At 72.8% G+C, this 21,662-nt stretch carries 22 protein-coding genes; 13 read left to right on the top strand and 9 right to left on the bottom strand.

The window, feature by feature from the left end:
* Positions 1 to 43: 43 nt before the first annotated feature.
* The 6 genes from glmS (at position 44) to tsaE (ending at position 6,930) form a co-directional block, all read left to right on the top strand.
* The gene (gene glmS / locus E3N83_RS10920) at positions 44 to 1,888 is read left to right on the top strand and encodes a glutamine--fructose-6-phosphate transaminase (isomerizing) (RefSeq protein WP_151083287.1); all 1,845 of its coding nucleotides are present in this window, start codon (positions 44 to 46) and stop codon (positions 1,886 to 1,888) included.
* 7 nt (positions 1,889 to 1,895) lie between these two features.
* Positions 1,896 to 2,249 (top strand): holo-ACP synthase, encoded by a 354-nt coding sequence (locus tag E3N83_RS10915; protein WP_151083286.1) that lies wholly within the window; start codon positions 1,896 to 1,898, stop codon positions 2,247 to 2,249.
* Entirely contained in the window at positions 2,246 to 3,622 is a 1,377-nt protein-coding gene (locus E3N83_RS10910) for an NAD(P)H-hydrate epimerase (protein ID WP_151083285.1), read from the top strand. The genes E3N83_RS10915 and E3N83_RS10910 overlap by 4 nt, the downstream gene beginning before the upstream one ends.
* Before the next feature lie 151 nt (positions 3,623 to 3,773).
* Positions 3,774 to 4,916 carry an alanine racemase gene (alr, locus tag E3N83_RS10905; RefSeq protein WP_151083284.1) on the top strand — a complete coding sequence of 381 codons (1,143 nt, stop codon included), beginning with the start codon at positions 3,774 to 3,776 and terminating at the stop codon, positions 4,914 to 4,916.
* Complete coding sequence (locus E3N83_RS10900; RefSeq protein WP_151083283.1) at positions 4,913 to 5,986, top strand: alpha/beta fold hydrolase; 1,074 nt, start codon at positions 4,913 to 4,915, stop codon at positions 5,984 to 5,986. Before alr ends, E3N83_RS10900 begins: the two co-directional genes overlap by 4 nt.
* On the top strand, positions 5,983 to 6,930 hold the full coding sequence (gene tsaE / locus E3N83_RS10895) for a tRNA (adenosine(37)-N6)-threonylcarbamoyltransferase complex ATPase subunit type 1 TsaE (RefSeq protein ID WP_151083282.1): 948 nt from the start codon (positions 5,983 to 5,985) through the stop codon (positions 6,928 to 6,930). Before E3N83_RS10900 ends, tsaE begins: the two co-directional genes overlap by 4 nt.
* On the opposite strand, the gene E3N83_RS10890 is transcribed toward tsaE, so the two are convergent.
* On the bottom strand, positions 6,920 to 7,465 hold the full coding sequence (locus E3N83_RS10890) for an NUDIX domain-containing protein (protein WP_151083281.1): 546 nt from the start codon (positions 7,463 to 7,465) through the stop codon (positions 6,920 to 6,922). The two genes, tsaE and E3N83_RS10890, sit on opposite strands and share 11 nt — an antisense overlap.
* 65 nt (positions 7,466 to 7,530) lie before the next feature.
* Between E3N83_RS10890 and E3N83_RS10885 the strand changes: the two genes are divergently transcribed.
* The 4 genes from E3N83_RS10885 to tsaD are packed head-to-tail and all read left to right on the top strand — an operon-like array spanning position 7,531 to position 10,423.
* The gene (locus E3N83_RS10885) at positions 7,531 to 8,262 is read left to right on the top strand and encodes a metallophosphoesterase (protein WP_151083280.1); all 732 of its coding nucleotides are present in this window, start codon (positions 7,531 to 7,533) and stop codon (positions 8,260 to 8,262) included.
* A gap of 45 nt (positions 8,263 to 8,307) precedes the next feature.
* On the top strand, positions 8,308 to 8,949 hold the full coding sequence (tsaB, locus tag E3N83_RS10880; RefSeq protein WP_151083279.1) for a tRNA (adenosine(37)-N6)-threonylcarbamoyltransferase complex dimerization subunit type 1 TsaB: 642 nt from the start codon (positions 8,308 to 8,310) through the stop codon (positions 8,947 to 8,949).
* A complete protein-coding gene (gene rimI, locus E3N83_RS10875; RefSeq protein ID WP_151083278.1) occupies positions 8,946 to 9,380 on the top strand; it encodes a ribosomal protein S18-alanine N-acetyltransferase in 435 nt (144 codons plus the stop codon). The genes tsaB and rimI overlap by 4 nt, the downstream gene beginning before the upstream one ends.
* Positions 9,380 to 10,423 carry a tRNA (adenosine(37)-N6)-threonylcarbamoyltransferase complex transferase subunit TsaD gene (gene tsaD / locus E3N83_RS10870; protein WP_151083277.1) on the top strand — a complete coding sequence of 348 codons (1,044 nt, stop codon included), beginning with the start codon at positions 9,380 to 9,382 and terminating at the stop codon, positions 10,421 to 10,423. Before rimI ends, tsaD begins: the two co-directional genes overlap by 1 nt.
* A 6-nt stretch (positions 10,424 to 10,429) precedes the next feature.
* Here the strand turns inward: tsaD and E3N83_RS10865 are convergent, their stop codons facing one another.
* From E3N83_RS10865 to E3N83_RS10840, 6 genes are all read right to left on the bottom strand, one after another.
* Complete coding sequence (locus E3N83_RS10865) at positions 10,430 to 11,665, bottom strand: hypothetical protein (RefSeq protein WP_151083276.1); 1,236 nt, start codon at positions 11,663 to 11,665, stop codon at positions 10,430 to 10,432.
* Positions 11,666 to 11,740: 75 nt separating this feature from the next.
* Positions 11,741 to 12,952, bottom strand: a complete 1,212-nt coding sequence (locus E3N83_RS10860; RefSeq protein WP_151083275.1) for a hypothetical protein — start codon at positions 12,950 to 12,952, stop codon at positions 11,741 to 11,743.
* On the bottom strand, positions 12,949 to 13,482 hold the full coding sequence (locus E3N83_RS10855) for a SigE family RNA polymerase sigma factor (RefSeq protein ID WP_151083274.1): 534 nt from the start codon (positions 13,480 to 13,482) through the stop codon (positions 12,949 to 12,951). Before E3N83_RS10855 ends, E3N83_RS10860 begins: the two co-directional genes overlap by 4 nt.
* 126 nt (positions 13,483 to 13,608) lie before the next feature.
* The gene (locus tag E3N83_RS10850) at positions 13,609 to 14,832 is read right to left on the bottom strand and encodes a hypothetical protein (protein ID WP_151083273.1); all 1,224 of its coding nucleotides are present in this window, start codon (positions 14,830 to 14,832) and stop codon (positions 13,609 to 13,611) included.
* Positions 14,829 to 15,398 carry a SigE family RNA polymerase sigma factor gene (locus tag E3N83_RS10845; protein ID WP_238342861.1) on the bottom strand — a complete coding sequence of 190 codons (570 nt, stop codon included), beginning with the start codon at positions 15,396 to 15,398 and terminating at the stop codon, positions 14,829 to 14,831. Before E3N83_RS10845 ends, E3N83_RS10850 begins: the two co-directional genes overlap by 4 nt.
* Positions 15,399 to 15,566: 168 nt before the next feature.
* On the bottom strand, positions 15,567 to 16,685 hold the full coding sequence (locus E3N83_RS10840) for a hypothetical protein (protein ID WP_151083272.1): 1,119 nt from the start codon (positions 16,683 to 16,685) through the stop codon (positions 15,567 to 15,569).
* A 106-nt stretch (positions 16,686 to 16,791) separates the two neighbouring features.
* On the opposite strand from E3N83_RS10840, the gene E3N83_RS10835 reads away from it, so the two are divergent.
* Together E3N83_RS10835 and E3N83_RS10830 are read left to right on the top strand one after the other, a co-directional pair.
* Positions 16,792 to 17,892, top strand: coding sequence for an S-(hydroxymethyl)mycothiol dehydrogenase (locus tag E3N83_RS10835; RefSeq protein WP_151083271.1), 1,101 nt, complete (start codon positions 16,792 to 16,794; stop codon positions 17,890 to 17,892).
* Positions 17,892 to 18,494 carry an MBL fold metallo-hydrolase gene (locus E3N83_RS10830; protein WP_151083270.1) on the top strand — a complete coding sequence of 201 codons (603 nt, stop codon included), beginning with the start codon at positions 17,892 to 17,894 and terminating at the stop codon, positions 18,492 to 18,494. The genes E3N83_RS10835 and E3N83_RS10830 overlap by 1 nt, the downstream gene beginning before the upstream one ends.
* A gap of 13 nt (positions 18,495 to 18,507) precedes the next feature.
* Here E3N83_RS10830 and E3N83_RS10825 read toward each other — a convergent pair whose 3' ends face one another.
* Together E3N83_RS10825 and E3N83_RS10820 are read right to left on the bottom strand one after the other, a co-directional pair.
* Entirely contained in the window at positions 18,508 to 20,049 is a 1,542-nt protein-coding gene (locus E3N83_RS10825) for a purine-cytosine permease family protein (RefSeq protein ID WP_151083269.1), read from the bottom strand.
* Positions 20,046 to 20,861, bottom strand: coding sequence for a purine-nucleoside phosphorylase (locus E3N83_RS10820; protein WP_238342860.1), 816 nt, complete (start codon positions 20,859 to 20,861; stop codon positions 20,046 to 20,048). Before E3N83_RS10820 ends, E3N83_RS10825 begins: the two co-directional genes overlap by 4 nt.
* A 145-nt stretch (positions 20,862 to 21,006) precedes the next feature.
* Between E3N83_RS10820 and E3N83_RS10815 the strand changes: the two genes are divergently transcribed.
* Positions 21,007 to 21,609: a hypothetical protein gene (locus E3N83_RS10815; protein ID WP_151083268.1), complete on the top strand. Its 603-nt coding sequence runs from the start codon at positions 21,007 to 21,009 to the stop codon at positions 21,607 to 21,609.
* Positions 21,610 to 21,662: the final 53 nt, after the last annotated feature.

Here is a 21,662-nt window from a genome sequence, read left to right as displayed (position 1 = left end):
GGGCGTTCGGGCGGCCGAGAGCGGCGCCGATAGACTCGGGCCCATGTGCGGCATCGTGGGCTACGTCGGGAACAAACGGGCGCAGGACGTCGTGATCGAGGGCCTGCGGCGCCTCGAGTACCGCGGCTACGACTCCGCCGGCATCGCTCTCGTGCACGAGGGCACCATCGAGTGGCGCAAGCGGGCCGGCAAGCTGGCCAACCTCGAGAAGGCGCTCGCCGAGGCGCCGCTGCCGGGGGCGAGCACCGGCATCGGGCACACCCGCTGGGCGACGCACGGTGCCCCCACCGACCTCAACGCGCACCCGCACCTCGGCAACTCCGGCCGGGTGGCCCTGGTGCACAACGGCATCATCGAGAACTTCGCGTCGCTGCGGGCGGAGGTCGAGGCGGCGGGCGACGACCTGCTCTCCGAGACCGACACCGAGATCGCGGCCCACCTGCTCGAGTCCGCACTCGAGCGGTGCGGCAACCTCACCGAGGCCATGCAGCAGGTCTGCCAGGTGCTCGAGGGCGCCTTCACGATCGTGGCGATCGACGCGCAGGACCCGTCCCGGGTGGTCGCCGCCCGGCGCAACTCGCCGCTGGTCGTCGGCCTGGGCGAGGGTGAGAACTTCATCGGCTCCGATGTGGCGGCGTTCATCGAGCACACCCGCGAGGCGCTCGAGCTCGGCCAGGACCAGATCGTCACGATCACCCGCGACGACGTGTCCGTGATCGGCTTCGACGGCGCGCCGGCCGAGGGCAAGCCGTACCACGTCGACTGGGACCTGTCGGCCGCCGAGAAGGACGGCTACGACTGGTTCATGCGCAAGGAGATCTTCGAGCAGCCGCGGGCGATCGGTGACGCCCTGCTGGGGCGGCACGACGCCAACGGCCGGCTCCAGCTCGACGAGGTCCGGATCTCCGACGACGACCTGCGCCAGGTCGACAAGATCATCATCATCGCCTGCGGGACGGCGTTCTACGCCGGGCTGGTCGCGAAGTACGCCATCGAGCACTGGACCCGCATCCCCTGCGAGGTGGAGCTGGCCCACGAGTTCCGCTATCGCGACCCGATCCTGACCCGGTCGACGCTGGTGGTGGCGATCAGCCAGTCCGGCGAGACCGCCGACACCCTGATGGCGATCCGGCACGCACGGCAGCAGCGCTCCAAGGTGCTGGCCATCTGCAATACCAACGGCTCGACGATCCCGCGCGAGTCCGACGCCGTCATCTACACGCACGCGGGCCCGGAGATCGGGGTCGCCTCCACCAAGGGCTTCATCACCCAGGTCATCGCCGCCTATCTGCTGGGCCTCTACCTCGCGCAGGTCAAGGGCACGTCGTACGGCGAGGAGGTGGCCGGCGTCGTCGCCGAGCTGCGCGACATGCCGGACCACGTGCAACGGATCCTCGACGACGCCGACGAGCTCTACGCGCTGGCGGCCGAGCTCAAGGACACGAAGTCCGTGCTGTTCCTGGGCCGGCACGTCGGCTTCCCGATCGCGCTCGAGGGCGCACTGAAGCTCAAGGAGCTGGCCTACATCCATGCCGAGGGGTTCGCGGCGGGGGAGCTCAAGCACGGCCCGATCGCGCTGATCGAGCCCGGGATGCCGGTCTTCTGCGTGCTGCCGCCGCGGGGTCGCGACCAGCTGCACGACAAGATGATCAGCGCCATCCAGGAGATCCGGGCGCGCGGGGCGCGCACCATCGTGCTGGCCGAGGACGACGACCTGGAGGCTGCGGCCTACGCCGACACGTTGATCAAGCTGCCCCGGGTCTCGACGCTGCTGCAGGCTGTGCCGGCCGTCGTACCCCTGCAGCTGTTCGCGTGCGAGCTGGCCACCCTGCTCGGTCACGACGTCGACCAGCCCCGCAACCTCGCCAAGTCCGTCACGGTCGAGTGACGGCCTGATGGCGATCGTCGGCGTCGGCATCGACGTCGTGGACATCTCGCGCTTCGAGGAGTCGCTGCGTCGTACGCCGGGGCTCGCGGAGCGGCTGTTCACCCCCGAGGAGTCCGGCCGTCCGCCGGCCTCGCTGGCCGCTCGCTTCGCTGCCAAGGAGGCACTGGCCAAGGCGCTCGGCGCCCCCCAGGGCCTGGCCTGGCACGACGCGGAGGTCGTCTCGGAGTCCACGGGTCGACCGCTCCTCGCGCTGCGCGGCACGGTCGCGGCCCACGCCGCGGAGCTCGGCGCGGTCCACGTCCACCTGTCCCTGTCGCACGACGCCGGCATCGCCTCGGCCGTGGTGGTGCTCGAGTCATGAGGGCGGCGCACACCGTCGAGCAGGTCCGGGCGGCCGAGGCGTCGCTGATGGCCACGCTCCCGGACGGCACCCTGATGCAGCGGGCGGCCGCGGGGCTGGCGACGGCGGTCACCGACCTGCTCGGCGGCGCCTACGGGCGCCACGTGCTGCTCCTGGTCGGGCCGGGCGACAACGGCGGCGACGCCCTGTTCGCCGGGGCCCTGCTGGCCCGTCGCGGGGCGAGCGTCGAGGTGTTGCCCGTCGCGGACCGGGTCCACGAGGCCGGCCTGGCGGCGGTACGCCGTGCCGGCGGGCGGGTGGTCGCGCTCGCCGACCTGATTCCACCCGACGTGGTGGTGGACGGCATCGTCGGGATCGGCGGTCGGCCGGGGCTGCGGCGGCCGGCCCTGGACGCGCTGCGGGCCGTGGCCGGGGTGCCGCTGGTCGCCGTCGACGTGCCCTCGGGCGTCGAGGTCGACACCGGGCGACTCGACGGCGCCCACGTGACCGCCGACCTGACCGTGACCTTCGGCACCCACAAGGTCTGCCACCTCGTCGAGCCTGCGGCCTCGGCCTGCGGCGTCGTCCACCTGGTCGACATCGGGCTCGACCTGCCCGACGCATCGGTGACCGCCCTGCAGGCCGACGACGTGGCCGGGCTGCTGCCGGTCCCGGCCGCGGAGGCGCAGAAGTACACCCGCGGCGTGGTCGGTGTCCGCGCCGGCTCGGCGCGCTACCCCGGTGCCGCGGTGCTCTCGACGTCGGGCGCCGCGTGCGGGCTGGCCGGGATGGTGCGGTACGCCGGCGGCGCGGCGGACGCGGTCCGCGCCCGCCACCCCGAGGTCGTCGTGGGGGAGGGCCGGGTGCAGGCCTGGGTGGTCGGGTCGGGCGGCGACGCCGACGCGGGGGAGGCGCTGGCCGCGGCCCTGCGGGACGCCGTACCCCTCGTCGTGGACGCCGACGCGCTGCGACACCTGACCGCGCCCCTCGAGGCGTCCGCGCTGCTGACCCCCCACGCCGGCGAGCTCGCCGCGATGCTCGGGGTCGAGCGGACCGAGGTGGAGGCCGACCAGCTGGCGTTCGCGCGGCGGGCCGCCCGGGAGTACGCCGCCACGGTGCTGCTCAAGGGCCACCACACGCTGATCGCCGCGCCGAACGGGCGAGTCCGGGTGACCACCACCGGCACGCCGTGGCTGGCGGTGGCCGGGGCGGGTGACGTGCTGGGCGGCCTGTGCGGTGCCCTGCTCGCGGCCGGCCTCACGCCGTACGACGCCGGATCGGTCGGCTCGTGGCTGCACGGCGCCGCCGCCACCCTGGCGTCGGCCGGTGGCCCGATCTCGGCGCCCGACGTCGCCGCCGCCCTGCCCCGGGTGATCGCGGACCTCCTCCGCTGACCCACCCCTCCCTTCGATCCTGCGGACGACCGGGCCCCCCAGCCGGGATAGTCCGTGACGTTCGCGCCCTATCCGGCCCGGAAATAGGGCCCAAACGTCACGGACTATCCCTTTGGGCCTGTGGACGACGGGGGATGGGAGGATTGACCGCATGAGTCGCGACCCGGTCCGTCGACCCGAGATCGTGGTCGACCTGGGGGCGATCCGGCGCAACGTCGGGCGGCTGCGCGACCTGGTCACCCCCGACGGGGCCGACGTGATGGTGGTGGTCAAGGCCGACGGCTACGGCCACGGCATCGTGGAGTCGGCGGGTGCGGCGCGCGCGGCCGGTGCTCCCTGGCTGGGTGTGGCCACCATCGAGGAGGCCCTGCTGCTGCGCGAGGCCGGCGACACCGGCCGGATCCTGTGCTGGCTGACCGTCCCCGGCGACGACTGGGCCGGGGCCGTCGACCGCGGGGTCGACGTCACGGCGTACTCCCTGGCCGAGCTGGAGGAGGTCCGTGCCGCCGTCACGGGCACCCCGGCCCGGCTCCAGCTCAAGGTCGACACGGGTCTCTCCCGGGGCGGCTCGACGGCCCAGGACTGGCCGGCCCTGGTCGCCGCCGCCCGGGCCGGCGAGGCGGACGGCACCTGGCGGGTCACCGGGATCTGGTCGCACTTCGCCTGCAGCGACGAGCCCGAGCATCCCGCCAACCAGCGTCAGGAGGCGGCGTTCCGCGACGCCCTCGAGGGTGCGGCCCGGGCCGGTCTGCGCCCGGAGGTCCGCCACCTGGCCAACTCCGCGGCCGCCCTGCTGCGTCCCAGCAGCCGCCTCGACCTGGTGCGCTGCGGGATCGCGTCGTACGGCCTGGACCCCGCGCCCGGCCTGAGCCCCCAGATCGGGCTGGAGCCGGCGATGAGCGTCACCGCCCCGCTGGTCCTGGCCAAGCGGGTGCCGGCCGGCGCCGGCGTCTCGTACGGCCACACCTGGACCGCCCCCGGCGAGACCGGGCTCGGGCTGGTCCCGCTCGGGTACGGCGACGGGGTGCCGCGGCACGCGGGCAACACCGCCGAGGTGTGGCTCGGCGGCGTACGACGGCCGATACGCGGGCGGATCTGCATGGACCAGTTCCTGGTCGACCTCGGAGAGGACGAGGCGGTTCCCGGTGACGAGGTCGTGCTCTTCGGGTCGGGCGCCGCCGGGGAGCCGACCGCCGACGACTGGGCCCGGGCGTGCGGCACCATCCACTACGAGATCGTGACCCGGATGGGCGGCCGGCTGCGCCGCCGCTTCGTCCCCGAAGGAGCCGCATGAGCGCCACCCGCAAGGTCCTGTCGGTGGCGGCCGGGGCCGTCGGCGTCGCGGCCGCCGGTACGGCGATCCGGGTCGCCCAGCGCCGCGCCGTCATCTCCCGCCGGGGTGCGGGGGACCAGACGCCGTTCGGCTCGCTGCACTCGCCGCCGATCGTCGTGGTCGCCGACGACGGCGTGGACCTGCACGTCGAGGTCGACGAGTTCCACGGCGGCGGGCGCCGCCGCGCCACCAAGGCGCCCGAGCTGACCGTGGTCTTCGCCCACGGCTACTCCCTCAACCTCGACTCGTGGCACTTCCAGCGCGCCGGCTACCGCGGCCAGGTGCGCACGGTCTACTACGACCAGCGCTCGCACGGGCGCTCCGGTCGGTCGCCGCAGGGGCACGCGACGATGGAGCAGCTCGGCCGCGACCTCAAGACCGTCATCGACACCGTCGTCCCCGAGGGGCCGATCGTGCTGGTCGGCCACTCGATGGGCGGGATGACCATCATGGCGCTGGCCGAGGAGCACCCGGAGCTGTTCGGCGACCGGGTGGTCGGTGTCGGGCTGATCTCGACCACTGCCGGCGGCCTCGAGCCGCACCGGATCGTCGCGCCGATCCTCCCCTCCAACCTCGGCGGCGTGCTCGCCGAGCGCCTGATCTCGGTGCTGGCGCGCGGTCACCGGCAGGTCGACGGCTTCCGTCGCCTCGGGAGGTCGGTGGCGATGGTGGCGACCGACGAGCTGGCCTTCGGTGACGACGTACCGGCGTCGTACGTCGAGTTCGTCGACGAGATGCTCTCCGCGACGCCGTTCGAGGTGGTCGCGGAGTTCTTCCCGAACTTCGCGACCCTCGACAAGTTCGAGACGGTCCGGGCGCTCTCGGTCGTCCCGACCTCGATCATCTGCGGCACCGCCGACAAGCTGACCGCGATCGGGCACAGCCGCAAGCTGCACGCTCACATCGGCGGCTCGAGCCTCCTGGAGTGCGACGGCGCCGGGCACATGGTGATCATGGAGCGCCACGAGGACGTCAACGCCGAGCTGGACAGCCTGATCGCCCTGGCCGGCGATCTGGCGGACCGCCGGTGACCCAGCCCGCGACGGAGGCCGCCGTCGACATCCGCCGGGTGGGCCCGGAGTCGGCGGCGACCGTCCACGAGATCGTGCGCGCGGCGTTCGCGGCCCGCCCGCCGGTCGACCCGCCGGCCGACGCACTCGCCGAGACCGTCGAGTCGCTCGCCGCGTCGCTGTCGTACGGCGGGCTGGTCGCCGCCCGCGACGGCGTCGACGTCGGTGCCCTGGTGCTCGACCCCGAGGGCCGCACGCTGTGGCTGCGGCGGGTCGGCGTGCTCCCCGAGGTGCGCGAGCACGGTGTCGCGACGGCCCTGGTCGCCGACGCGCTGGCCCGGGCCACCGGGCAGGTCGACGACCTCGCCGTGCTGGCCCGCGAGGAGCTGCCGGGGACGGTCACCTTCTGGCGTGAGCACGGCTTCGTCCAGACCGCCGACCGGTCGCCGTACGTCGAGCTCCGGCGGCCGGCCCCCCGGTCGTACGACGCCGCCGACGCGGACGCGATGCGCCGGCTCGGCACGGCGCTGGCCTCCGTGCTGCGGGCCGGTGACGTCGTGGTGCTCTCGGGTGAGCTGGGAGCCGGCAAGACCACCCTCACCCAGGGGCTGGGCGCCGGGCTGGGGGTACGCGGCGACGTGACCTCGCCGACCTTCGTGATCGCGCGCGTGCATCCGTCACTGGCGGAGGGGCCGGCGCTCGTGCACGCGGACGCGTACCGGCTCGGCGGGGTCGCCGAGCTCGACGACCTCGACCTCGACACCTCCCTCGACGACGCGGTCACCGTCGTCGAGTGGGGGGAGGGGATCGCCGAGGGCCTGGCCGACGACCGGCTCGAGGTGCGGATCGACCGCGCGGTGGGCGGCCGGGCGGACGAGGAGGCAGGCCTCGACCCCCGTCAGGTGTTCGTCGCCCCGGTCGGACGTCGCTGGCTCGGCGTCGTGCTTCCCGCGCTCAGCGACTGAGCAGGCCGAGGGAGTCGGCGAGGAGCAGGACGTCGGCAGGCTCGGCCTCGTGGAGCCGCAACCACGCGGCCGCCTCGGCGACCGCCTCGATGCGGACCTCGACCACGACCTCGCCGTCGGAGGGGTTCGTCGGGGGTCCGACGTGCTCCACCTGCGCGGTCGCGAAGGCCCAGGCACTGCGAGGGTGCGGGAAGTGCTCCTGATGAGGCTCCGCGTTGCGTGAGCGGACGTCCTGGTAGGCGAAGACCTCGATCTCGCCGACCAGCGCGCACCCCGCCTCCTCCCGCAGCTCGCGGGCGGCGAGCTCGGTGAGGGACTCGCCGGCCTCCCGGCGGCCGCCGGGCAGGAAGCGCCATCCCTCGGCCGACCGGCAGACGACGACCCGGCCGTCGGCGACCTGCGCCACGAGATGCAGGCGGGTGACCAGCGCATCGTCCGGGACGCCGAGCCGGAAGCGGAGGTCGGCATTGGCGTAGGGCTGGAAGTCCAGGCCCCACAACGCCGGGAACCGTCCTGCCCACGCCGAGTCGTCCATGCGGGGACGATAACCGCGGCGGCGGTCTCGCGGCGCCGAGGCGGCACTCGTGGAAGTCTGGTCCCATGCTCGTGATCGCCCACGTCAGCGACACCCACTTCGGCGACGCCCAGGACCCGAGCGCCCGCAACGCCGCCGTGATGGAGCACCTGCTCGCCATGGAGCCTCGTCCCGACCTCCTGGTCGTCTCCGGCGACGTCGCCGACCACGGCCTCCCGGAGGAGTACGCCGCGGCGCGCGCCTGGCTGGACCGCTGGCCGGGCGTCTTGGCGGTCTGCCCCGGGAACCACGACGTCCGCACGGCGTTCGTGGCCGGGCTCGGCATCGAGACCCGGACCGTGGTGGAGGTCGACGGCACGCGCGTCGTGCTCCTCGACTCGCTGGTCGACGCGGTCGACGGCCAGCGGGTCGACCCCGGCGAGCTCGGGACCGACCAGCTCGACTGGCTCGACCAGCGGCTGGCCGAGGACCCGCGCCCCACCTTCGTCGTCCTCCACCACCCGCCGCCCACCATCTCCCTGGAGCTGATGGACCCGATCAGACTGCGCGACGCCGCGGCGCTGGAGACGGTGCTCGAGCGGCACCCGCACGTCGTCGCCACCCTGGTCGGCCACGCCCACACCATGGCGGCCACCACCTTCGCCGACCGGCCCCTGCTGATCGGCGGCGGGGTGGTCTCCACGGTCACGGCGGACGCCGAGGCGGTGCCGACGCTCTGGTACGACGCGCCCCCGTCGTTCGCCCTCCACCTGGTCGACGACGGTCGGGTGACCACCCACTGGCGGGCGCTGCCGTGACCCGCCCACGGCGCGGTCGATCACGCCCTCGATAGCCTCGGGGGCGTGCTCCTCGCCTTCGACACGGCCACGCCGTACGTGACCGTCGCCCTCCACGACGGCGACGACGTGGTCGCCCAGCGCCGCTCCGAGCAGCGGATGAAGCACGGCGAGCAGCTAGCGCCCCTGATCGAGGCGGTGCTGGCCGACGCCGGCATCGTCCGGCAGGACCTCAGCGCGATCGCCGTCGGCGTCGGCCCGGGCCCGTTCACCGGGCTGCGAGTGGGGCTGGTGACCGCACGGACGCTGGCGTTCGTCCTCGAGCTCCCGGTGTACGGCGTCTGCTCGCTGGACGTGCTCGCTGTCGAGGCCGCGCACGGGTCGAGCCCGATCGGCACCGACTTCCTGGTCGCCACCGACGCGCGCCGCAAGGAGGTCTACGTCGCGTCGTACGACGACGGGGGCCGCCGGATCGACGGCCCGGACGTGCTGCGGCCCGGCGACGCCGCCACCGCCGTCCCGGTGGTCGGCGAGGGCGCCGAGCTCTACCCGGACGCCTTCCCCGACCGGCGTGGACCGAGCCTGCCCAGTGCCGGCTGGCTGGCCCACGCCGTCGCCGAGGAGCTGGTCGAGCTGCACGACCCCGAGCCGATGTACCTGCGCCGGCCCGATGCGGTGGCGCCCGGAATCCCCAAGCGGGTCTCGTGATCCGCGCAGCCGAAGCCGACGACGCGCCCGCGATCGCCGCCCTCGAGCGGGACGCGCTCGGCTCCGACGCCTGGTCGGAGAACCTCGTCCGGGAGGGTGCTGCGGGTCGGCTGCCGACCACGCACTACCTGGTCGCGACCGACGGCGACGAGCTGACCGGCTATGCCGCCACCAGCATCGTCGACGTCGCCGAGCTCCAGCGGATCGCGGTGGCGGAGACCAGTCGCCGGACCGGTGTGGCCAGCGACCTGCTGGCGCGGGTCGAGAGCGAGGTGCGGGCGCGGCAGGTGGACCGGCTGCTGCTCGAGGTGCGGGAGGACAACCACGGCGCGTGCGCCTTCTACGCCGCCCGCGGCTTCACCGAGATCGACCGACGACCGCGCTACTACGCCGACGGCACCACCGCCGTCGTACTCCTCAAGGACCTGTGATGACCGACGAGCTCCTGATCCTCGGCATCGAGACGTCGTGCGACGAGACCGGCGTCGGCATCGTCCGCGGCCACACCCTCCTGGCCGACGCGGTGGCCAGCAGCGTCGAGGAGCACGCGCGGTTCGGCGGGGTCGTCCCCGAGGTCGCCAGCCGGGCGCACCTCGAGGCGATGGTGCCGACGATCGAGCGGGCCTGCGAGACCGCCGGCGTCCACCTATACGACGTCGACGCGATCGCCGTGACCAGCGGGCCCGGGCTGGCCGGCGCCCTCCTCGTCGGGGTGGCCGCGGCCAAGGCGTTGGCGATCGGGCTCGGCAAGCCGATCTACGGCGTGAACCACCTCGCCGCCCACGTCGCCGTCGACCAGCTCGAGCACGGGCCCCTGCCCGAGCCGTGCCTGGCGATGTTGGTCAGCGGCGGCCACTCCAGCCTGCTGCGGGTCGAGGACGTGACCGTGGGGGTCGAGCCGATGGGCGCGACCATCGACGACGCGGCAGGGGAGGCGTTCGACAAGGTGGCGCGCCTGCTCGGACTGCCCTTCCCGGGCGGACCGCACATCGACCGGGAGGCCCGCAGTGGCCACGTGACGATCGACTTCCCGCGCGGCCTGACCAGCCGGCGTGACCTCGAGCGGCACCGCTTCGACTTCTCGTTCTCCGGGCTCAAGACCGCGGTGGCGCGGTGGGTCGAGACCCAGCAGCGCGACGGCGTCACGATCGACGTCGCCGACGTGGCCGCGAGCTTCCAGGAGGCGGTCTGCGACGTCCTGGTCCGCAAGGCGCTCGATGCGGCGACCGACCAGGGGATCGAGGACCTCCTGATCGGCGGCGGCGTCGCGGCCAACTCCCGGCTCCGGGCGATGGCGACCGAGCGGGCCGCGGCCAAGGGCATCAGGGTCCGGGTCCCGAGACCCGGGCTCTGCACCGACAACGGGGCGATGGTCGCCGCGCTGGGTGCCGAGCTGGTCGCCCGCGGGCGGCCGGCCTCGGCGCTCGACCTCCCCGCGGACTCGTCCCAGCCGATCACGCAGGTCGTGGCCTGACCAGGGCTACGGCACGCTCGCGACCACGAAGGGGTCGTGGTCCATGCTGCCCGGCGCCGGAGGTACGGCGTACTCCATCGTGCCGGTCACCGACATCCGCACCAGCGACCACCGGCCGTCCTGGTAGACGGGGAACAGCACGTGCGTGGCGTCCTCCCACGTCGTCCCCTGCAGGAAGCCCGGGTGCTGCTGGGAGGTCTGCCGGTTCACCAGCAGCCGTCCGTCGGCGGCGTACACGGCCACCTGACCGTCGCCGATGCCGTCGCGGTACGCCGGGCCGGCCAGCAGGTACTCGCCGGTCGGCGAGAAGGTGTCCAGGGTGTGCCGGGTGGTGCTCCACAGGAGCGGGTGCCCGGGTGCGGCCTCGTCGATGACGGCCGAGCGGGACCCCGTGTCACCGATCGCTGTGTAACCGACGAGCCGGCCGCTCTCCGTGACGTCCCCGACCCGGATCACCCGGCCCGCGGGGTCCGCGGTGGTCAGCCGACCGTCTGCGGTCACGGCCCACGCGAACGCGTTGTCGCCCTGCCAGGACGACGCGTACACCGTGCAGCCGGGCGCGTAGGTGCAGCTCGGCCCGGTCACGGCCGCCAACCGGCGGCTGTTGCCCGGGATCGAGACCCCCAGCGACCGCGGCGTGGCCAGTCCGGGCTGCCACACCGTGGCCACGCCGGTCCGCGACAGCCAGGCCACGACCGTGCGGTCGGCGTTGACGACGAGCTCGTAGCCGGAGGGGACGGGAGCGAGGTGGGTGCCGCCGGCGGTGACGATCTCGACGGTGAACCACACGTCGTGGTGGGTGAGGTAGGCGACGGATCCGTCGTTCAGCTCGGTGAACCCGACCACGGGGTAGGTGGTCGGCGCGGGCAGGGTGGTGCCGTCGGCCAGGTGGACGACGCCCTGCGCGGCGTAGCCGATCGCCGGCGGCTCCCCGGTCGGCAGGTGGGTGACGTCGAGGACGCCGGGCGCGGGCTGGTGGTCCGCAGGCCCGGTCGGCGTCGAGGACGACGACGGGGCAGAGGTGGCCCCGGTGGTCGGCAGGCTCGAGGACGGCTGCGTCGACGGCTGGTCGCCGCTCCCGAACGGATCACCCCCACGGATGGCGATCGGGAAGGTGATGGCGACGACGGCGGCGGCACTGACCGCGGCGATCAGCAGGCGGCGCCGCCGATGCGGCGGCTGGGCTCCGGGTCCGAGCGGGTCATGGTGCTGGGTGGGGACGGGACTGCGATAGGTGCTCATGGTGCTCCTCATCCCATCCTCGTCCGGATCCGGGCCCGGCACAGGTGCCGAAACTCCCGGATCCGGCCCAGAAGGTCACCCGCCGGTGGGCAGGACGAACGGGCTGGAGTCGTAGGGGCCCGGGGCCGGAGCCACGGCGTACTCCATCGACCCGTCCGAGGCGATCCGGACCAGCGACCACTTCCCGTCCTGGAAGGTCGCCGCCAGCAGATGAGTCGCGTCCTCCCAGGTCGCTTCGCTGAAGTAGGCCTGCGACTTCACGGTCGAGGAGCGCTCGAAGAGGCGCCGGCCGCTGAGGTCGTACATCGAGATCCCACCTGGACCGAGGCCGTCGAAGTAGCTGGGCAGGCCCAGGATCAGCCGCCCGTCCGGCGAGAACGACGTGAGCTGGGCCTGGCAGGTCTCGAAGCCCTGGAACTCGCCGCCCCCGAGGAGCTTCGAGCAGGTGCTGGAGTCGGTGATCCGGTAGAGCCCGATGGTCAGGCCGGCATCGTCGACGTCGTTGACGTCGAGGTAGCCGCCGTCGCGCAGGGGCTGGGAGCCCGACGCGTCCACCGTCCACGGCTGGTGTTGGGCATCGTGCACGTTGACGATCACCGAGCAGGCGAGTGAGCAGTCGTCACCGGTCACGGCGGCGATCCGCAGGTCCTGGCCCGGCACCGGGTCGCCGAGCGGGCGGGGCTTGGCCGCCCCGGCGGTCCAGGTCATCACCTGTCCGGTGCGGTCCACCCAGGCCGCGATGCTGTGGGAGGGGTCGACCGCCAGGCCGGCCGAAGAACCGTAGGGCCCCGAGTGCGCACCGTCGGGTGAGCTCACCATGACCTCGAACGAGCCCTCGTTGTTCATCTCGACGACGTCGGTGCCGTCGTTGAGCTGCGTGAAGGAGGTCGCGGGGAACGGCGAGAAGGGGTGCTCGCTCGAGCCGCGCCCGAGGTAGGCGATCCGCGGCGGGGCGCCGGTCGGCAGGTCGGAGACGTCGAGCACGCCCGGAGCCGGCTGGTGGCCGTCGGCGGTGGTGGTCGTGGTCTGGGTCGGGGTCGGCGTGGAGGGGTTCGCCGGGCCGGGCTCGTCGCGGTGGCCGGAGTGGGTGGCCAGGGCGGCGGTCGGCACGATCAGGGCGACCGCGGCGGCCGCGCCGACGACCGCGGTCGCCGTACGCCGGCGGCGGATCGAGCGGGCCTTGCGCTGCACGTCACCGAAGTCGAGCGCGGAGCCGCGCATGGTGTCCGAGCGCCCGCGCAGCTCGCGGTTCAGCTCGGTGGTCAGGTCGTCGTCGGGCGCGCTCATCTGTCGTTCTCCTCAGTCGAGCGGGGGTTCAGGGTCTGGGGTGTGCGCTCGCGCAGGGTGGCGAGCGCACGGCTGGTCTGGGACTTCACGGTCCCGACCGAGATGCCGAGGGCGTCCGCGGTCTCGGACTCGGACATCTCCTCGTAGTAGCGCAGGACCACGACCGCGCGGGCCTTGCGCGGCAGGGTCTGGACGAGGTCCCACAGCGCGGCGCCGCGACCCTCGTCGTACTCGTCCTGCACTGCGGTGTCGAACGTCGTCTGGTCCTGCGGGTGCTCACGCCGTTTCCAGGCGCGACGCCACAGGGAGTTGTGCTCGTTGACCAGGATCCGCCGGACGTAGCCGTCGATCGAGCCCCGGTCGCGAACCTTGTCCCACGACAGGTAGAGCTTGGCGAACGCGGTCTGGGTCAGGTCCTCGGCGTCGTGGCGGTTGCCGGTCAGCAGGTACGCCGTACGCAGCAGGCTGGCCTGCCGCGCGGCGAGGTACGCCGCGAAGTCGGCGTCGGTGTCGCTGCTCCTGCTGGCCATCGCCACTGCCCCCGTCGGCGCCCCCGTACGTGCACGGTCGGCGGGTAGATCCATCGTTCCTCCCAAGGTTCGCCACCAAGACGCGGGCGAGCCAGGGAAGGTTGCAATGGTGGCAGAGGCGAGCCCTCAGGGGCGGGTGGCGAGCCGGTAGGCGCCCGATGCGTGGGACACCGAGGTCGCCCGCGTCACGTGCCCCTGCAGGTCGAACCTGACAATGGTCGAGCCCTCGGTGCTGTCGGCCACCGCGAGCACAGTGTCGTCGACGTCCCAGGCCGGCTGTCCGAGCGTGACGCCGGGCCCACCCGGACGATTCAGGTCGGCGACCTTGTGGCCGGTCCTGGCATCGAAGACCGCGATCGCGTCGGAAGTCGGCCCGTTGCGAGGCTGGTCACCCAGGACGTAGCGACCGTCGCTGGAGAACTGTCCCAGCGTCCAGCCCGGCACCCGCACCTGCACCGCCCCCGTCGCCGCATCGACGATGGCCCCCGTGTTGACGTCGCTCGCCAGCTGGCCCGACAGGACGTCGTGGTTCTCGTCCGACCCGCCGGCGCGGGCCAGTCCGGTCACCGGTGACCGGTGGCCGCTGCTGTCGACGACCTGAACGCTCTCGGCAGGACCGTGGACGACGTCGGTGACGACACCCTGCTGGACGATGCCGACCGGTGTCACCTGGGTGCCGACGGGCGTGACCACGCGCCCCGGCCCGGACTCGCCCATCGTGTTGTCGACGCCGGAGTACAGCGCGCCGGCGACCGTGTCGGCGACCGGACACGAGTCCGCCAGCCAGTAGGCGGACTGGACGCCGTCGGTCGACATCGCGAACCGGTCCGAGCCGCAGCCGAGGTACTGGTGGTGTGCGTCGGACACCAGGTAGGTGCCGGCGATGCCGTCCTGGGCCATCAGCCCCGGCGCCGGGGGTACGGAGGCCAGGATCCCGTCCCGCACGGGCGTCGCCGTCGTCGCGTTGCCGAAGACCGCGTCGGTGATCCGGTCACCGCTCATCGTCACGTAGGTGTCGCCCACGAGGTAGTCGATGCCGGGCTTCTGGCCGAGCGGCAGAGCGGAGAGGGGGAGCGGCTCAGCCAGGGTCGGAGCGGTCGGGTCGGTGCTGGGGCCCGACGACAGGGACTGGGACGGCTGCGGTGAGGAGCCGGGGGAGCGGCCGAGCCAGACCGCGCCGGGGACGACGACGACCGCGACCGCCGCGGCCGCCGCGAGGACCGTCGTACGACGTCGGCGGGCGCGGATCGCGCCGGCCCGGCCGGCGACGGCCGACAGGGGAGTGCTGGGGTAGTCGGTGCGCTCGACCCGGTCGTGCAGGGTCTCGGTGAGCAGGTCCTCGGGGTTCATCGTTCCTCCTCGCCGCCGTCGGCGGTGAGCTCGGGATGGTCGGGCAGGTGGGCGCGCAGCGCGGCGAGGGCGCGGCTGCTCTGGGACTTCACGGTGCCCAGCGAGATGCCGAGCAGGTCGGCGATCTCGGGCTCGGTGAGCTGCTCGTAGAACCGCAGCACCACCACGGCCCGCTGCCGCGGGGGCAGCGCGGCGACGAACGCCCAGACCGCCTCGCGCTGGCCGTCGTACGACTGGTCGGAGACGGCCCGGTCGGGGAGCTGGTCGGTGACCTGCTCACGTCGGCGGACCGGGCGTCGCCACGCGGTGCGGTGCTCGTTGAGCAGGATCTTGCGGGCGTAGGCGTCGACGTTGCCGCGGTCCTGGATCCGGTCCCAGGCGAGGTAGAGCTTGGCCAGCGTGACCTGGACGAGGTCCTGAGCCGTGTGGACGTCGCCGGTCAGCAGGTGCGCGGTGCGCTGGAGGGCGGGCTCGCGGGCGACCAGCCACGACTCGAACTCCGCCTCGCGCGTCGAGCGGCCGTGGGCGCTCATCGGCCCTCCCCCCACGATCACCTGACCCTGCATCCGCCACCATCCTGCTCGCCGTGTCACCCCCTACACGAGATCCATCCGCCAGGGGTTGCACGGCGTACGGCGGGATAGTCCGTGACGAAACGCAGGTCATTCGGCCGAATTGACCTGCTTTCCGTCACGGACTATCCCGCGAAGCCTGTGGAGAAGGGGGTGGGAGGGTCAGCGGAGGGGGAGGGAGAACGGCGTGAACTCGTTGACCGCCGGCGTGGGCGGTACGGCGTACTCGACGGTGCCGTCGACCCCGATGCGGACGATCGACCACGAGCCGCCGGCCCGCAGCACCCCGAGCAGGTGGGTGGAGTCCTCCCAGGTCAGCCGGTTCAGGCTCCGACGGGCGCCGATGTCGAACGTGAACGCCCGCGCCACCGAACCGTCGCGGCGCAGGATGGCGAACCGCCGCACGCTCTCCGAGGCGGACGGCGTGTGCTCACCGAGGATGAGCCGGCCGTCGGTCGAGAACGAGTCGAGCTGGTAGCGGCAGGTCCGGAAGGCCCGGTGCCCGGCTGGCGTGATCACGCCCCAGCAGGGGGGACTCGATGCGGTCCCCTTCGAGAGCAGGGCGGTCACCCGGCCGCGCTGGTTGACGTCGGTGACGCGCAGCATCGGACCGACCTTGGTCACGATGCCGTGGGAGGTCGAGACGAAGACCCCGTTGCGCCGGGCCGTGTTGACGAAGACGGTGCAGCCTCCGCCCTCGGGCGACTGCTCCTTGCAGGTCTGTGCGCCCGAGACCGCGCCGACGCCGTCACCCCGGGGCACCTGCGGCAGGGTGAACTCGCGCGTGCCGCCGCCCTCGAGGTCGTGCGGCCGGCGCTGGTCGTCGAGCCAGCTCGCGATGGAGTGGTCGGGCGAGACGGCCATGCCGAAGTGGGCCAGGAAGCGCTTGCGCACGATCCGGCCGGAGGAGTCGATCCGCTGGAGCTGGGGCCCGACCTCGGTCGTGGCGAGCCCGAACGCGCCGCGCCCCATCGGCGTCCACTGGCCCAGCGCCAGGAACCCGAGCCTCAGTGACGTGCCGTCCGGGCGGTGCATCCGGAAGTTGCCGCCGAGGAACTCCGGCTTGGTCGCCCGGGCGTAGGCGATCTTCGGCGGGGCGCCGGTGGGGAGGCCCGTCGTCGGGAAGGCCGTCGCGGCGCGCTGGTACGTCGTACCCGCGGCAGGTTCGCCGCCGCGCGAGGTGTGCAGCGCGGCCGCGTCGAGCCCGCTGCCGGCGAGCGGGGCGGTCATCAGCAGGGTCGCCAGGGCCGAGTAGGTCAGCGGGCGCAGGTAGCTGGTCATCATGGCGGTGTGACGCGCCGAGGTCGCAGAAAGGTTGTGCCCGGACGCTGTCGCGCCTGAGGTGACCATCCGTAGGGTGTGCCCACAGCCCCGAGGAGGACAACCCATGCAGCAGGTGAAGGCAGTCGTCGCGCGCGCCAAGGGCGAGCCGGTGAGCATCGAGACGATCAACGTCCCTGACCCCGGGCCGGGCGAGGCGCTGGTGCAGGTCCAGGCCTGCGGGGTGTGCCACACCGACCTGCACTACCGCGAGGGCGGCATCAACGACGACTTCCCGTTCCTGCTCGGGCACGAGGCTGCGGGCATCGTCGAGGCCGTCGGCGACGACGTCACGTCGGTCGCGCCGGGCGACTTCGTGGTCCTCAACTGGCGAGCGGTCTGCGGCAACTGCCGCGCCTGCAACCGCGGCGAGCCGTGGTACTGCTTCGCCACCCACAACGCCACCCAGAAGATGACCCTCGAGGACGGCACCGAGCTCAGCCCGGCTCTCGGCATCGGCGCCTTCGCCGAGAAGACCCTGGTCGCGGCCGGCCAGTGCACCAAGGTCGACCCCTCGACCCGGGCCGCCGCGGTCGGGCTGCTGGGCTGTGGGGTGATGGCCGGCCTCGGCGCCGCGATCAACACCGGCAACGTCTCGCGCGGCAAGAGCGTCGCGGTGATCGGTTGCGGCGGCGTGGGCGTGGCCGCCATCGCCGGCTCGGTCCTGGCCGGGGCCTCGACGATCATCGCCGTCGACATCGACGACCGGAAGCTCGAGGGCGCCCGCCGGATGGGCGCCACCCACACCGTCAACAGCACGAACGACGACCCCGTGGCCGCGATCCAGGCCCTCACCGACGGCAACGGCGCGGACGTGGTGATCGACGCCGTCGGGCGGCCCGAGACCTGGAAGCAGGGGTTCTACGCCCGCGACCTGGCTGGCACGCTGGTCCTGGTCGGCGTGCCCACGCCCGACATGAAGATCCCCGACATCCCCCTGATCGACGTCTTCGGCCGGGGCGGCGCGCTGAAGTCCAGCTGGTACGGCGACTGCCTGCCCTCGCGCGACTTCCCGATGCTGGTCTCGCTCTACCGGCAGGGGCGGCTCGACCTCGACGCGTTCGTCTCCGAGGAGATCGGGCTCGGCGACGTGGAGGCGGCGTTCGAGAAGATGCACCACGCCACCGACGATGGGCAGAGCGTGCTCCGCAGCGTCGTGATCTTCTGATGCGGGTCGACCACGCGGTCGTCAGCGGGACCTTCAGCCTGGACGGGTCGACCTACGACGTCGACAACAACATCTGGGTGGTCGGCGACGACGAGTCGTGCGTGGTGATCGACGCCCCGCACGACGTGGACGCGATCCTGGCCGTCGTCGACGGCCGCCGGGTGAGCGCGATCGTGTGCACCCACGCCCACGACGACCACGTGCGGATGGCCGTGGCGCTGCGCGAGGCCGTGATCGCACCGATCCTGCTTCACCCGGCGGACCGCCCGGTCTGGGCGCTGACGCATCCCGACTCGCTGTGGGACGTCGACCTCTCCGACAACCTCGAGGTGCCGGTCGCGGGCTCGTCACTCCTCGTGATCCACACCCCGGGGCACTCGCCGGGCTCAGTGTGCCTCTATGCCCGCGAGCTCGGCTGCGTCTTCACCGGCGACACGCTCTTCCAGGGCGGCCCCGGCGCGACCGGGCGCTCGTTCAGCGACGGCGACCGGATCGTGGAGTCGATCCGGGAGCGGCTGCTGCCCCTGCCCGACGAGACGGTGGTCCACACCGGTCACGGCGACGACACGACGATCGCCGCCGAGCGCGCGGGCCTGGCCTGAGCGTCGTACCCCGTCAGTCGACGCTCACAGCCTCCGGCGTCGTGGTGCCCGTACGCCGCAGGTCGCGCTCCTGCCTGCGGACGCCGGCGAAGCCGAAGAGCAGGTAGCCCACGAACCCGATCACCAGCGCCACCGGGACGCCGACGTTGGCGTAGGCCCAGCTGCCGGCGGTACCGCCCAGGTCGAAGTACGTGTGACCGTTGATGGTCACGCCGTCCATGAGGTATCCCAGCCAGGTCAGGCCCTTGCTCTGGCCCGTGGTGACGATGACCAGACCCCAGCCGGCCGCGGTGCCGAGCGCGAGGAACAGGACCGCACTGAGCCGGAAGCTCCCGTAGATCCCGGTCGACGTGTACAGCGACGGCTCGTCGTAGTCACGCCGGCGCAGCAGCAGGTCGGCCAGGAACACGCCGCACCAGGCGGCCATCGGGACCCCGAGGAAGATCAGGTAGGCCTCGAAGAGGTAGATGAAGCTGCTCGAGGAGTAGAAGACGATGTAGATCGCGCCGGCGATCATCAGGACGCCGTCGATGCCCGCGGCGACCCAGCGCGGGGTCCTCAGCCCGAGGGTGAGCAGCGTGAGGCCGGAGGAGTAGATGTCCATCACGGCACCGCTGACCAGGCCCGCGACCGCCACGATCGCGAACGGCAGCAGGAACCACGTCGGCAGGATGGTGGTCAAGGCACCGATCGGGTCGGCGCCGACCGCCGAGCTGAGCTTCTGGTCGGAGCCGGCGAGGAGCACGCCGTACCCCACGAGGAGGACGACCGGCAGGCTGCCGCCGATCGTCGGCCACCACACGACCCCCGAGGTCGAGGTACGGCGCGGCAGGTAGCGCGAGTAGTCGGCGCCGGTGTTGACCCAGCCCAGCCCGAACCCGGTGAGCACCAGGATCGTCGCTCCGATGACGGCCTGCCGGTCGCCGTTCGGGAGCGCCCTCAGGGTGTCGAGGTGGACGTGGTCGACGGTCAGGGCGATGTAGACGGCGGTGACCACGATCAGCGAGACCGTGAGCACCTTCTGCATCCGCATGATCGTGTCGAAGCCGAGGATGCCGGCGAGCACGATCACCAGGGCGACCACCACGAAGGCGGCGATCTTGGTGGTGTCGCCGTGCGCCCAGCCGAGCCGGTCGAAGACGGTGGCGGTGGCCAGGGTCGACAGCGCGACGAGCACCGTCTCCCAGCCCACGAGCAGGACGTAGGAGATCAGGCCGGGGAGGATGTTGCCGTTCTTGCCGAACGCCGCGCGCGAGAGCACCAGCGTCGGTGCCGAGCCCCGCTTCCCGGCGATCGAGACCAGTCCGACCAGGAAGAACGACACGACGGCACCGACGACCGTGGCCAGCAGCGCCTGCCACAGCCCGATCCCGAAGCCCAGCACGAACGCGCCGTACGACACCGCGAGCACGGAGATGTTCGAGGCGCACCACGGCCAGAACAGCCCGGCCGGTGTGCCCCGGCGCTCGGACTCGTCGATGACGTTGATGCCGTTGGCCTCGATGCCCTTGGGGGCGACGGGTGCCGGCGCGCGCTCGGACTCGGTCGTCGTCATCGGGTTCCTCTCCTCACCAGGTCCGCGAGCAGCGGACCCATCCGGGCGGCGGTCGCCTCGGCCACCGCCACCACCTCACTCGGATCGATGCCGGAATCGTCACCCTCGACGGCGGTCACCGTCGAGAGTCCCAGCACCTCCAGCCCACAGTCTCGCGCGGCGATCGCCTCGGGCACCGTCGACATCCCGAGCACGTCGGCCCCCATCCGGCGTACGAACTCCGCCTCGGCGAGGGTCTCGTAGTGCGGGCCGGGCAGCCAGGCGTACACGCCCTCGGCCAGGGTCGGGTCCAGCTCGCGCGCCAGCGCGCGCAGCCGCGGCGACCAGCAGTCGGTGAGATCCACGAACCGGGGACCCTCGACCGGTGAGGTCGCGGTCAGGTTCAGGTGGTCGCGGACCAGCACCGGACGCCCGACCTCCCAGTCCGGCCGGAGCGACCCGTTGGCGTTGGTGAGCACGACCGTCGTGCAGCCGGCTGCCGCCGCCGTCCGGACGCCGTGCACCACCGGCGCCAGGCCGTGGCCCTCGTACAGATGGGTGCGCCCGGACAGCACCAGCGTCGCCACCCCACGCACGTCGTACGACGCGATGGTGCCGCGGTGACCCTCGGCGGTCGGTGCCAGGAAGCCGGTCACCTCGCTCATCGCAGTCAGGGCCACGGGCTCGCCGAACGCCTCGGTGGCGGGTCCCCAGCCGGAGCCCAGCACCACGGCGGCGCGGTGTGCGGGGACGCCGGTCAGCTCCGCGATCTGCCCGGCCGCGGAGCGGGCCGCCCGGTTGGCCGGGTCCGCGTCGCCGTGGGGGTCGCGCACAGGTCCACCATAGGTCCCGCCGGACCGGGACCCATGGCGGTCCCGGTGGTGACCTCCTTCTCTGTGGTCGAGGCGCAAGTCGGCCCAACCTGAGAACACAAGGATCTCCGGAAGGACCGAAGATCCGACAGAGAAGGTGAACATCATGCGCGCCACGCTTGACAAGTTGATCTCCGGAGCAGGCTTGCTCATTGCCGTCCTCCTGCTCGTCTTCGGTGGGCTGCTGTCCTGGGCTCACTCCTTCATCGGCGACCAGGTCAACACGCAGCTCTCGGAGCAGCACATCACCATGCCGACCGACCAGACGGGTCTGTCGGCACTTCCCAAGGCGGACCAGGCGGCACTCTCGAAGTACGCCGGCCAGCCCCTGACGACCGGTCCCCAGGCCAAGGCCTACGCCGACCACTTCATCGCCGTGCACCTGAACGAAGCCTCCGGTGGCAAGACGTACTCCGAGGTCAGTGGTCAGTACATCGGCCAGTGCTCCGACCCGAAGGCTGCCGCCACCAAGGCCTGCACCGACCTCGGGTCCCTGCGCCAGACGATGTTCATGGGTAGCACCCTGCGCGGCCTGCTGCTCTACGGCTACGCGTTCGCCACCATGGGGACCATCGCCGGAATCGCCGCCATCGGTGCCTACATCGGTGCCGTGCTCCTGTTCCTGCTCGCCGGTTTCGGTATCTGGCACTCGCGTCGTGCCGGACACTCCGTGGCCGCAGACAGCCAGCCGTTGGGCGCGCACGCCTGACTCGAGCGGTCCACCCTGGACCGGCTCCCCTCGCGGGAGCCGGTCCTTGGCCT

It is taken from the genome of Nocardioides cynanchi, from assembly GCF_008761635.1.
GTDB classification, from domain to species: domain Bacteria; phylum Actinomycetota; class Actinomycetes; order Propionibacteriales; family Nocardioidaceae; genus Nocardioides; species Nocardioides cynanchi.
The sequence above is the reverse complement of the archived record's forward strand: the minus strand, read 5'-3'. Positions and strand labels throughout refer to the sequence as shown.

Coding starts and splice junctions, on each gene's coding strand:
- glmS (WP_151083287.1), top strand. CDS start 44: ATGTGCGGCATCGTGGGCTACGTCGGGAACAAACGGGCGCAGGACGTC.
- E3N83_RS10915 (WP_151083286.1), top strand. CDS start 1,896: ATGGCGATCGTCGGCGTCGGCATCGACGTCGTGGACATCTCGCGCTTC.
- E3N83_RS10910 (WP_151083285.1), top strand. CDS start 2,246: ATGAGGGCGGCGCACACCGTCGAGCAGGTCCGGGCGGCCGAGGCGTCG.
- alr (WP_151083284.1), top strand. CDS start 3,774: ATGAGTCGCGACCCGGTCCGTCGACCCGAGATCGTGGTCGACCTGGGG.
- E3N83_RS10900 (WP_151083283.1), top strand. CDS start 4,913: ATGAGCGCCACCCGCAAGGTCCTGTCGGTGGCGGCCGGGGCCGTCGGC.
- E3N83_RS10890 (WP_151083281.1), bottom strand. CDS start 7,465: ATGGACGACTCGGCGTGGGCAGGACGGTTCCCGGCGTTGTGGGGCCTG.
- E3N83_RS10885 (WP_151083280.1), top strand. CDS start 7,531: ATGCTCGTGATCGCCCACGTCAGCGACACCCACTTCGGCGACGCCCAG.
- tsaD (WP_151083277.1), top strand. CDS start 9,380: ATGACCGACGAGCTCCTGATCCTCGGCATCGAGACGTCGTGCGACGAG.
- E3N83_RS10865 (WP_151083276.1), bottom strand. CDS start 11,665: ATGAGCACCTATCGCAGTCCCGTCCCCACCCAGCACCATGACCCGCTC.
- E3N83_RS10860 (WP_151083275.1), bottom strand. CDS start 12,952: ATGAGCGCGCCCGACGACGACCTGACCACCGAGCTGAACCGCGAGCTG.
- E3N83_RS10855 (WP_151083274.1), bottom strand. CDS start 13,482: ATGGCCAGCAGGAGCAGCGACACCGACGCCGACTTCGCGGCGTACCTC.
- E3N83_RS10850 (WP_151083273.1), bottom strand. CDS start 14,832: ATGAACCCCGAGGACCTGCTCACCGAGACCCTGCACGACCGGGTCGAG.
- E3N83_RS10845 (WP_238342861.1), bottom strand. CDS start 15,398: ATGCAGGGTCAGGTGATCGTGGGGGGAGGGCCGATGAGCGCCCACGGC.
- E3N83_RS10840 (WP_151083272.1), bottom strand. CDS start 16,685: ATGACCAGCTACCTGCGCCCGCTGACCTACTCGGCCCTGGCGACCCTG.
- E3N83_RS10835 (WP_151083271.1), top strand. CDS start 16,792: ATGCAGCAGGTGAAGGCAGTCGTCGCGCGCGCCAAGGGCGAGCCGGTG.
- E3N83_RS10830 (WP_151083270.1), top strand. CDS start 17,892: ATGCGGGTCGACCACGCGGTCGTCAGCGGGACCTTCAGCCTGGACGGG.
- E3N83_RS10825 (WP_151083269.1), bottom strand. CDS start 20,049: ATGACGACGACCGAGTCCGAGCGCGCGCCGGCACCCGTCGCCCCCAAG.
- E3N83_RS10815 (WP_151083268.1), top strand. CDS start 21,007: ATGCGCGCCACGCTTGACAAGTTGATCTCCGGAGCAGGCTTGCTCATT.